Origin of the sequence: Hyphomonas sp. GM-8P (assembly GCF_003263315.1) — a bacterium.
Classification (GTDB): domain Bacteria; phylum Pseudomonadota; class Alphaproteobacteria; order Caulobacterales; family Hyphomonadaceae; genus Hyphomonas.
In genome coordinates this window covers 1-11,250 of record NZ_AWFE01000093.1, presented here as the reverse complement: position 1 = coordinate 11,250, position 11,250 = coordinate 1, and the positions used below count along the sequence as shown (strand labels likewise).

Genomic DNA, 11,250 nt, shown 5'->3' with positions numbered 1-11,250 from the left:
TTGGGGGTGTCCACACCATCAAAATTCTCCGTCCGACCGGTGCTCCACTGCGTTGCGCCCCGCCTCGCGTCTCGCCCGAAAAGTGGTTCCCACTTTTCGGATAAACGAGCGCGCAAGAGAGCGGGTTCAGGACCGGCTCAGAGCGTCCTCACGGTCCGGCGTCGACGGGGACAAGGGGTCCCCGGAGACCAAGCCAAAGGAACGAAAAGGAGAACCCCAATGGCAAACGCACTCGGATATGTCAGCGAGACCAAGGCCGGCTTTGAAGGCACCCTCGCAATGATGAACCTTAATGCGGCCATCCGCATCGAGAAGAATGGCGAGAAAGCCTCTGAAGGCCAACCGGACTACCGCATCTTCGCCGGAGAGACCTCGACCGAAATCGGCGGCGGCTGGATGCGCAAGGCGAAGTCTTCGGGACGCGAATATGTCTCGCTGACCCTCGCCGATCCGCAAATCGGTCCCCGCCGGATCTATGCAAACCTCGCTCCGGTCAAGGGCAAGAAAGGCCGCCACGTGATCCTCTGGAACCCCAGGGACTAGGATCCGGCATCACATCCCATCGAAGCCGCTCCGGAGAACACCTCCGGGGCGGCTTTTCCCTGCTTGAATTTTCTGAAGGCGCCAGGAATGTGGACCCGCTGCCGCACGCAGCGGGTCATTGGAAATCTTGGTTACCTGCAGGGTGATTTCGGGTTCAGGGCGACTTCGACCCTGCCAATTAAGATCTGCCTCTGCTTCCTTCTGGCTGTACCGGGAGCAAAGCAATGAGCGAACCGAATACTCCACAAAGCCCGTTCCTGACGACACAGGAAGCCGCCAGCTACCTGCGCATTTCAGCACGTACAATGGAAAACTGGCGCTGGTCGAATGACGGCCCCGAATACCGAAAACATGGCGGAACCGTCGTCTATCATCTCGAAGATCTCAATGCATTTTCGACGGTCTGGAACAAGTCGCGGAAGCCTCGTCATGGATCATAACCGGGTCAATTCCAAACGTACGAACCGACGGCTTCGGAAAGTGTACTGGACCACGCTTTCATTCCTTGGATCGGCACTGATTGCGCTTCCCGCAACAGGGCTCCTACCATCCATTTTGCTCTACAATCCGAGCGAAAGCGCACCGCAGGGATGGTATCGGATAGAGCCCCTTGAGCACGTTGTGCGTGGTGATGAGGTTGTCTCGAACCTGCCCCAGAAAGCGGCCGAATTTGCATCGCAGCGGGGATACCTTCCGCGCGCAATCCCCGTCATCAAGACTGTTGCCGCGCTCGAAGGCGACACTGTCTGTGATACCGGCGGTGTCCTGGAAATCAACGACGTGCCCACCGTCCGAATTCTCGCGGCAGACAAGACAGGACGACCGCTCCCTTCGCCCTGGCGGACTTGCCGCCGCCTCCTTCCTCATGAAGTCCTGCTCCTGTCGGACCGCACACAGGACTCCTTTGATGGGCGGTATTTTGGTGCCGTACGGAAGACCGACATCATCGGCCGGGCTGTCTGGATGGGCCCCGCAGTTCAGGCGCGACCAGACGGAATGAGAGGGCAACTAGGGGGCGGTACGGAATGCAAGATAAAAGCTCATGGAGCCAATGAGGGGGCATCGCCTTGTCTGCACATCGATTTTTATGGTTCCATCCCTGACGGCATAGCTCCGTCATCTGAGCGAATACTCAATGAAGACGACAGGATCGGGTGGCTCCATTCCGGAAAATTGGCCTGTTTCCCGCCGGATCAGCCGGAATGAGCACGCCGCCGGACAATCCGTTCACGCCGAGACCTGGCAGGATTCGGTCCACTGGATCAGGGGGACGTGCGAAGACTTATCTCACGCGGATGACGAAAGCCCTGTCCTCTGCCGGCTGCGTTAGGCGCACTGCCCTGCCGGCTCGTCCGCGTCCTGCCCCGCGCGGCGGACAACGGCGCGTCATCGTCAAGGCGCGCATCGTGCGCATGTCGGCGTCGAGCACAGCCGCCCTTGCCGCGCACATCGGATACATTCGCCGGGACGCCGCGCTTGAAGAGAAGGATCGCGGCAAACTCTTCGACGCCATGAGCGAGGATGCGGGCGTGTCCGACCTCACCAAGTCCATTGCCGACGACCGGCATCATTTCCGGTTCATCGTCTCGCCCGAGGATGGCGCCGAAATCGCCGACCTCAAGCCCTTCGTCCGAGACCTCGTTTCGCAGATGGAAACCGACCTCGGCACGCGCCTCGAATGGGTCGGCGCCGTGCACCATGATACGGGCCGGCCGCATGCGCATCTGGTGATCCGAGGACGCCGTGAAGATGGCTCCGATCTTGTGATGCCGCGGGCGTACATCTCGCATGGAATCCGAGAGCGCGCGGAGGATTTGGTCACGCTGGAGCTTGGCCCGGAGACAAGGCTCGAACAGGAGCGGAAACTCAATGCCGAGGTTGCCGCCGAACGGGTGACGCGGATCGATCATTTCATCGCCAGGCAGATCGATCCTGAGGGGGAGTTCCTGTTGAAGGAAAGTCCCTCGCACTATCGCACCCTGCATGCCGCCCGGCTCAGGACACTGGAACGGCTTGGGCTTGCCCAGAAGCTCGGCGCCGGACGTTGGCAGATGCGGGAGAATTTCCGGGACATCCTGCGAGACCTGTCCGAGCGTCATGACATCATCAAGACGATGAACCGCGCGCTCGCAGGACGCGGAGACCGGCGACTGGATGCGGACGCGATCTTTGACAAGTCCGATCCGGATGGGCGGAGCGTGACGGGTGCAGTCCTACAGACGGGCCTCACGGGCAAAGCGCATGATCGAGCCTACGCCATCATCGACAGTCTCGACGGCCGCGCCGTGTTTGTTGAACTCGGTGTTGCCGGCGAAGTCGAGGATCTGAAGCGCGGCGCGATCGTCACTGTGTCGCCACCAAATCTTGAGCCGAAACCTTCAGACATCACGATCGACGGGATCGCGCGGGCTAATGGCGGGACCTATTCGGCAAGCCTGCACCAGGCCGATGATCCGCGATCGGCACCGGAATTTGTCGCGGCGCATGTGAGGAGACTGGAAGCCTTGAGGCGCGCTGGTCACGTCGAACGGACGGCGGAGGCGGATTGGAAAATCCCACTGGATTATCTGGATCGCGCGAAAGCGTATGAGCGGGCACAGGCACGGTTCAGGTCGGCGCAATTGCTCGTGCGGTCTGAACTTGGGCTGAAGGATCAGGAATCTGCGCTTGGATTGACCTGGCTGGATGAAGCACCTCCTCCATCCGGTGTGCCGATTGGGTTTGGCCAGGAGGTCGCTGACGCGCAGGTGAAGCGGCGTGCGTTTCTGGCCGGTATCGGAATGAAGGTAGAGGCAGGCGCAGGGTTATCCGCAGCACAGAAGTCTGAGCTGTTGAAGCGCGACCTTGCGCAGGCGGGCCGGTCACTGAGTGACGAGATCGGGAAGCCTTATTCACCGGCGCCGGATCGGGGCCATGTGGACGGCGCCTACCGCGAGCCGGTCTCGCGGGTGAGCGGGAAGTTTGCCGTCATCGAGCGACAGCGGGATTTTACGATTGTTCCCTGGCGGCAAGTGCTTGAACAGCGGCGCGGGATGGAGGTGTCCGGCGTCGTGCGCGGGGGGAGGATTTCCTGGATGTTGGGGCGCGGGATTGGGACGCCTGAATGATCCCGACAGGAGATATTCAAAAACCTGAGAAGCCGAGACCTAAAATGTCTGGCCAGTTTATTCGACGCTGCTTAATGTAGATACTGCAACCAAAGCAGGAAATTGCAGCGCGTCGACATGGCTGAGCAAGGAACACTTTTTGACAAGCGCTTTTTAGGGAAGCATGCCGGGCAGATTATGTCTGATCCAACGACAGCGCTAGTCGAGCTGGTTGCCAACTCTTGGGACGCCTACGCTACAAAGGTAACGATTGATTGGCCAGATAGAAAGTCAGGAACGCCATTTCGCATTGAGGACAATGGCAAGGGGATGACACGGGCGCAGTTCGAGAAACGCTGGCGTACGCTCGACTACAATCGCCTCGATACGCAGGGTGCATCTGAAACGCCGCCTGAGGAGCTTAGAGACGCGCTCCCTCGAGAAGTCTACGGGCAAAATGGCCGCGGCCGTCATGCGGCTTTTTTGTTTTCTTCTCCTTATCGCGTTCGCACCTGGTGCAATGGCGAGGAAGTCACCTACCGCGTCCGTCAAGGCCAAGACAATCCAATCGAGATCGAGCTTGTGGATCAAAGCGAAGGCGTTGTAGGTCATGGCACGGAGATTGTTGCTGAGAGCGTGGTCCCTTCCAACTTAACGGCAGATGATGTCAGGGGATTGCTCAGTACTCGGTTCTTGCTTGATCCGAGTTTCGCAGTCTCGGTTGACGGGATACGCGTGACTTTTGAAGATGTTCCGAACGACGCACTGCAGACGTTAGATGTTCCTGTCGAAGACGTTGGGGTCGCCCGGGTGTTAACGATCGATGCTCAGCGAGCCGACCGCACGACGAAGCAACACGGCATCGCTTGGTGGGTCCACCGGCGGTTGGTGGGGCATGCCAATTGGCGCGCTTTTGAAGGCAAGTTCATTGACGGTCGCACTGAAGAGGCGAAACGCTATAGCTTTGTGGTGCTTGCGGACTTTCTTAAACCCGCTGTCAAGGCAGATTGGTCGGGCTTTGCAAAGGACAATCCGAAATTCGCAGCAACACAAGATGCGGTGCATGAGCGTATTAGAGACGTGATCGCCGAAGTACTGAAAGAGAGACGGCGCGAGACAAAGGCAAAAGTCGAAGAAGCTCATCGCGAACAAGTTCGCGCATTGCCAAAACTCAGCCAAGATCGGTGGAATGGCATGCTAACCCAGTTGATCGAAAAGTGCCCGACGATTGGCGAGAAACAAATTGATCAAGTGATGGGATTGTTGGCCACAATGGAGATGGCAGAGTCGCAATATGAGCTCCTAGACCGACTACACGACATTTCACCGGATGACATTGATGCACTGAACGACGTGATGAAGGAGTGGTCGATAAAAACGGCGAAAGCGGCATTGGACGAGGTCTCGCGGCGACTAAAATTGATCGAAGAGATCAGGCGAAAAACAGACGATCCCGAGACTGATGAAGTTCAAGAGCTTCAGCCGTTGTTCGAACAAGCGTTGTGGATATTTGGACCGGAATTTGAGAGCATTGAGTTCACGTCCAATCGCGGCATGACAACGGTTATTCAGCAACTCTTTGGGAGCATAGAAAAAGGTTCGCGCAACAGGCCAGATTTCGTTGTTCTTCCGGAGGGAACGCTCGGAATTTATGCGCGGCCTCGGTTTGATGAAGAAAGCAATGAGGCCGGAACGGAATCTATGGTCATCATTGAACTAAAACGTCCCGGAGTTCCGCTGGGAAGCGATGAAAAGAACCAAGCTTGGAAGTATATCAAAGAGCTCAACAATCGGGGCCACATTGATGATCTCACCAAAGTGCGAGGATTTGTATTAGGCGACCAGATTGAAGCCGGCGAGCACGGCGTGCGGACCGAAGGCGAAAATGTCCGGATTTTGCCAATGCTTTATTCGACGTTCATCGGCCAAGCGGAAAAGCGCATGCTAAACCTTCATCGAAGATTATCCGACGCGCCCTTTATGCAAGCAATCTTGCAAAAAGAAGTGCCAGAGTCGGTTCAACCCGATTTGCTGATAGGCAGGGAAATCTAATAACTCAGATGTCGGCGCTCCAAATTCTGCGACACATCCCTGGGTTCTCTGCAATTGCGCCTAAGGCTGACGTCGGCTGGGGGCGCAGTTTCAGAAATAAGAGATTCATAGAAAGCGTCGGGCGCCCCCCTTCTGACGATACATGACCGACCTTCCTATCCCCTCCAACACACCATCCGGTGACTCTCCGCGCATGACTGGTCCGGCCGGACCGCAATTTGAAGTGTCGGTCGGCGTGCATTATGCGCTAGCTGTCCTCGCAGAGACCGAATGCTTTGGCCTTCCCGGAGCCGTTGCCAGCAAAATCGCCTTCCAGCGTCGGGACCAGGGCCACCCACTGGATGATATCATTCTGACTGGGGTAAGTTGGGAGGGCGCGACCCAAACCCTCGAGATCCAAGCCAAGCGCTCACTCAGCTTCACCAAATCGAACACTGTTTTTGGCGACATCGTCGCCGATATGGTTGCGGCGCAAAGCATAGATCCAGAACGTCGCTTCGCGGTGGCCATTGAGCGAACCAGCGGTGCCATTGAAAATGGCGTCCATGAAGCATTGGAGCTTGCCAAACACGTAAGCGATGAGGGCTCGTTTCGCACATTGCTCGCCACGCCCGGGCGCAGCAATCAGGCGATGCGCGATTTCGTCACCGCCTTTGAACACCATTTAGGCAAGGCCGGCGCCGATCCTGCTCGCTTGGCATTCGACCTTCTGCGGCGTTTCAGCGTGCTCCGTTTCGATTACGCCCGTGCAGGGTCGATTGCGGAACAAGCCGACCGTTGGCGCGCCGCGACGTTGACAAAGGATCGAACTGACCCTTACGGCGAACTCGTCTCCGTGTTGATGCGCACCGACGCGATTGGCGGCGACCTCGACCGCCCGCGCTTGGTCGAGCTCCTCGCCGAACGCAAGGTCGCCATTGGCCCCGCACCCCGTCTGGCTGCGGCCCGCGCCAAAGTCGCCGAGCTCAGTAGATTTGCCCTCTCGGACACCGACACCACAATCGCTGGCGCGCACATGCTGCGCAGTGCCAAACGGCAGGCGCTAGACGTGGCGCTTGCGAATTCTCAGTCCGGCAGCGGCGTGCTGGAAATCACCGGAACCGGCGGCTCAGGTAAATCCGCCTTTTTGAAAATCGCCGCTGCGGCGCAAGCCGAACACGCTCCCACACTTGTACTTGCGCCGGACCGTGTGCCCAGCGGCGGCTGGAGCGCACTGCAACACCAGCTGGGATTGGATGTCAGCGCTGATCGTTTCCTGACTGATCTTGCCAGCGATGGCGGCGCCGTCATCTATATTGATGGGCTCGATCGGTTTCGCTCAGAGCGGGAGCGCAAAACCGTCTCAGATCTGATCCTAACCGCGGCGAGGATCCCGGGGCTAACGCTGGTCTTCACCGCCCGCTTGGGCTGGCGCGCAGCGCAGCCCTTCAGCGATGAGGTCATGCGCGCCCTTGAGGCGTGCGAGACGCTGACCATTGAAGGACTGGACGATGATGAAGCGGTTGCCCTCGCGCACGCCGTGCCGGCGCTTGGGGCAATCCTCGCGCCAAATCATCCAGCCAAGCATCTTGCGCGCAATCCCTTCATCTTGAAGCGCTTCGTCGTGGCGAGGTCTGCCCCCGGAGCACTAGTGAGTGAGGCTGGCTTTGCAGTCGGCTGGTGGCAATCTGGTGGCCACACGTCAACAGACGATAAGGGCGAGGCTCGTGCACGCCGCAGAATCCTGCTCGCCGTGGTCCGCGCGCAATTGGATGGCGCCTCAGTGGTGGACCTCAATCCTGAGTCCGCCGACGCGGGGGCGGTCTCTTCGCTGATCGAAGACGGCGTCCTCACCGAACTCGCCACTGAACGCGTCAAGTTCAAGCACGATCTCTTCTCGGATTGGGCGATCGCCGCATATCTCAGCGAAGACCCGGAGCGACTGATGTCTCTAGCGGGTTCTGGTCCGCCCGCTTTCTGGCTCGAACGCGGCGTCGAACTCGCTTTTCGTCATCTCGCTGAACAAGACGATAATGAGCTGTGGGCCAACGCCGTCAAAAAGCTGCAGACGAGCGAAGCTGATGAACGCTGGACCGGATTGGCACTTCTGGCTTTGGTGCGATCCGAAAGTGCCGCGAAACTGTTTGCGCGTCATGAAGCTGTTCTGCTCGCTGACAAGGGCGAGCTTGCCGAACGCCTCTCCCGGCTCGTCATCGGCGCGCACTCTATTGAAGTTGAAGTCAATGTGCCCTCGCCCGATGGCAATGGAACCATATCTACGAAATCCGTGGCCGTACCAGACCCAGCCTTCTGGATGCCTCTCATCATCTGGTCGGCTCTGAGATTTGGGGAGCTTCCATCAAAGGCGCTGCGCGGCGCTGTAGACCTCATGCACAACTGGATTGCGTACTTCGCCGCAACAGAGCTGAAACTCACGCCCGTTTTGCTGGACCGTTTCGCCGACCTTCTTGTAGCGCATGTGGAAGACCGTTCGTTGGATTACATTCCCGCAGGCAAGCCACCTCCAACGATCCGGTATCCAGCCGGGCGTAATACAGTCGACACTGCGCGCCTGACACTCGCCGCCTTTGCGGAAAAGAACCCCAGTGCGGCCGAGCGATACCTGAATGCGATTGCCGCGTCTGATCGTGCCGTCGATGAAGTCGCAGAGCTCTTGGAATATCCCTTCGTCTTGCCGAAAGCTGCGCCCGCGGCCTTTGCTGCCGCACTGATCGAAGCCACGCGCCAGGAGTATAATGAGCGGTCCGGCGATGATCGCATGCGAAGGGTCGGGCTCGGACTTTCGCGTTTGGAACACCTGTTTACCCTGGGCAAGTGCGGTATCACACCTTTCTCCGATCTATTAAACACCGATGCCGATCAAGGTCTCTCACTCATCCGGACCCTGACCAAGATGACTGAAGCCACAGTCGAGACCGGCGGCGCGTTTGAACTCGAACTGTTTGGCGAAACCCGCAAGATCCAACCGAGTAACTCCTATGGCTGGCCACGCGGGCATGGGCCTTCGCAGTTAGTCGGCAAGGCCCTCGCCGCTCTCGAACATTGGGCTCATCGCGAAATCGAAAACGGCGCTGGCATCGAGAGTGTTGCGGCTCGGATTGCTGGCGACGGGCCAATCTCGGGCGCCTTGTTACTGGTCATTACTGATTTGGCGCTGTGTCACGGAATCCTTGGCGGCGCGCTCCTCCATGATCTGCTCGCCTCGCCCGAACTGCTCAGCGTAGATTTTGAACGCCATCAATATGATTATCTCGAAACCCTGAGAGGCGGCGGCCTTGGACGCCTGCGCCAAGGCCCGGCAAGCGACCGGCCCATTGAACAGGGCCTCGCCGCGCGCCCCTCGCGTCACACAGGGCTGCATGACGTCTTTATCCAGGTCGCGCTAAGGGTGCCGACCGATGAACTCACGGCCTTGAAAGCACGTCTTGACGCCGGCGTTCAACGGCTCGGGCCTTGGGAGCTGCCCGAGGTCGACTGGAAAGAACCGGCCTTCATGGCCTCTTATGCACGGCGCGCCTTAGACCGCGAGAATTATCGCGAAGAGACGCAGATGGTGGAAGACGCGCCGCTCCAAGGCTGGGTCTATGACTGGCCCGAGGACCAGGCCGAATGGATGGCGACGAACTCTGCCGCGGCGGCGGTAGAGCATCAGGCGTTTAATCGCTCTCTCGCGATCCGCATGACCATGGATGATGAGACCAATGATGTCAGCGCCTCGGTCGAAGATGCTGAAGCCGTGCTCGCGGAAACCGAAAGCGCCGAACCGTCCCCAGAGGACGCCCTGGACCATGATCCGAATGATCCATGGTTGTCGCGCCTAGGCGCGGCGGCCTTTCTTGCTCGGCAATGTTCCGGCGAGCAACTTCGCGCCAAAGCGCCAAAGCTACGCGCCATTTTTGATCGCGCCCTCGATCCCGCAACCAGGCCACGGCTCAATATGCGCTATGATGTGATGTACGACCCTGCCGCCCTCGGTTTGGTCGGCCTGCTCCATCTCTTCCGTCCGGAAGAAACGAGGCCATCCGACGAAGAACTGCTCAATGCAATCTTAAAGAATGCGCCGAGTGCCGTCGCTGCGCTGCACCATTATCCGCGAGCCGCCGAGACGCTGGGCTTAGACAGGCTAAAAGCCTGTATTCGCACCGGGCTCCAAGCCTGCTTTATTCCGCGTCGCGCTCATTTTGATGAAACCGACGGCGCTTTCGAACAGCGCGATCGAACGTTGAAAGCCAAAGTCAAGGCTCATGTCGAAGCTGAACTAGCCTGGCTCGCAGATGCAGGCGAAGAGCCAGGCTGGGTCGTCCCGCCGCCCATGCGCCAGCGCCCGGAAGGGCGCGGTATTATCCTACCCGGCGGCGCTGCGCCGCCTACGCCAAAACAGCCTCAACCTGAAATTCCGGATTATCACTTCGATTATCATACCGGCGACAAATGGATCGGGGTCCTCAAGCAAGTCGGGGATCCGGGCGCCCTCGAAGCCCTATTTCTCGCCAATCGGGACTGGCTAGTGCAGGCAAATGGCGGACCGGATGAAGATGCAGATGCGCCTGATGTTGAAAATCACTGGACCGCACCGCTCTTTGAATGCGCCGCACGTCTCGCTTCAAATTGGTCTGAGACGAAACAAGAAGAGCAGATCTTTGCGCTGCTCGATCAGTTTTCCTCCGAAGTGTTTTTCAGCGTCGCCGCGGCCTGCTTGATCGAAAGCGATATCCAACATCTCAAAGGCGGCACGACCGACACCGACCATCTGGCCAAATTGAGAGCGCGGCTTTGGAAGTCGATGAAATCGCGCAAGCAATGGGAACGCCATAAATGGTCTAGGAATGGCCGGGTTGAAATCCATCTCAATGATTTGCTTTCGACCCTTTTCATGAAACAAGTCCGAGGCTTTGGTGACCGCGTTTCTTACGCGCGCGAGTTCAGTGAAGCGCAACTGATTGCGTTTTCCGATACCTTGACTGAATTGGCCGTCGACGCTGGCCCCTGCCCGACAATTGCAACGCTTTATCTCGATATGATGGATCTTCTCCCGACACAGGTTTCAGCTGCGCCTCTAGAACGAGTTGCAGCTGAATGGCATGCCAAAGCCGAGGATGGCTTCTGGAGCACGGCGAGGATTGGCGAGCGCGTAGCCACAATTGCGAAAGACTGCATACATACAAAAGCACAGGCGGAGACTTGGTGCCCGATCGCGGTCGCGATTTCAGCTGCCGGCGTACCGGCTGGGGAAACACTGCTGAAGCGTATTCAGACGCTCTCAAAAGGGTCATGAACTCGGTCGGCTGAGTACGGAACTATACCGGCATTCTCAAGTATTAGTGCCACCAGCTCGTGAGAGTGGCTGATCGGGAACGTGACTCAGTGTCTGCTTTCAGGAACGTCCCGACGCGCTCGCTAACGACCGCTAAAGGGATATTTCTGACCCTACACATTGCTCCCTGAACTTCACTTCAGCCGCCCTTTGGTGCTTGCGCCTTCTGGATACCCCACAAATTCCCCCCAATTCCCTCTCTGGAGACTGAGAGGCTGATTGGCCAGGTTCAGTGTCATGAAACATGGCACGAAC

The 11,250-nt window shown here is 58.3% G+C and carries 6 protein-coding genes; all 6 read left to right on the top strand.

Features of this window, described 5'->3' with window-relative positions:
• The first annotated feature begins 219 nt into the window (after positions 1–219).
• The 6 genes from HY26_RS14120 to HY26_RS14090 all read left to right on the top strand — a co-directional run bounded on the left by HY26_RS14120 (position 220) and on the right by HY26_RS14090 (position 10,956).
• Complete coding sequence (locus HY26_RS14120) at positions 220–543, top strand: DUF736 domain-containing protein (RefSeq protein ID WP_112073863.1); 324 nt, start codon at positions 220–222, stop codon at positions 541–543.
• A gap of 224 nt (positions 544–767) precedes the next feature.
• Positions 768–983: a helix-turn-helix domain-containing protein gene (locus HY26_RS14115; protein ID WP_112073862.1), complete on the top strand. Its 216-nt coding sequence runs from the start codon at positions 768–770 to the stop codon at positions 981–983.
• Positions 895–1,749 (top strand): S26 family signal peptidase, encoded by an 855-nt coding sequence (locus tag HY26_RS19435; RefSeq protein ID WP_370453448.1) that lies wholly within the window; start codon positions 895–897, stop codon positions 1,747–1,749. Before HY26_RS14115 ends, HY26_RS19435 begins: the two co-directional genes overlap by 89 nt.
• An 89-nt stretch (positions 1,750–1,838) precedes the next feature.
• Positions 1,839–3,650 (top strand): DUF3363 domain-containing protein, encoded by a 1,812-nt coding sequence (locus tag HY26_RS14105; RefSeq protein ID WP_158531511.1) that lies wholly within the window; start codon positions 1,839–1,841, stop codon positions 3,648–3,650.
• A 117-nt stretch (positions 3,651–3,767) separates the two neighbouring features.
• Positions 3,768–5,681 (top strand): ATP-binding protein, encoded by a 1,914-nt coding sequence (locus tag HY26_RS14100; RefSeq protein ID WP_112073859.1) that lies wholly within the window; start codon positions 3,768–3,770, stop codon positions 5,679–5,681.
• Positions 5,682–5,823: 142 nt separating this feature from the next.
• Complete coding sequence (locus HY26_RS14090; RefSeq protein ID WP_146740242.1) at positions 5,824–10,956, top strand: hypothetical protein; 5,133 nt, start codon at positions 5,824–5,826, stop codon at positions 10,954–10,956.
• The last annotated feature ends 294 nt before the right edge of the window (positions 10,957–11,250 follow it).

Coding starts and splice junctions, on each gene's coding strand:
- HY26_RS14100 (WP_112073859.1), top strand. CDS start 3,768: ATGGCTGAGCAAGGAACACTTTTTGACAAGCGCTTTTTAGGGAAGCAT.
- HY26_RS19435 (WP_370453448.1), top strand. CDS start 895: ATGGCGGAACCGTCGTCTATCATCTCGAAGATCTCAATGCATTTTCGA.
- HY26_RS14090 (WP_146740242.1), top strand. CDS start 5,824: ATGACCGACCTTCCTATCCCCTCCAACACACCATCCGGTGACTCTCCG.
- HY26_RS14120 (WP_112073863.1), top strand. CDS start 220: ATGGCAAACGCACTCGGATATGTCAGCGAGACCAAGGCCGGCTTTGAA.
- HY26_RS14105 (WP_158531511.1), top strand. CDS start 1,839: ATGACGAAAGCCCTGTCCTCTGCCGGCTGCGTTAGGCGCACTGCCCTG.
- HY26_RS14115 (WP_112073862.1), top strand. CDS start 768: ATGAGCGAACCGAATACTCCACAAAGCCCGTTCCTGACGACACAGGAA.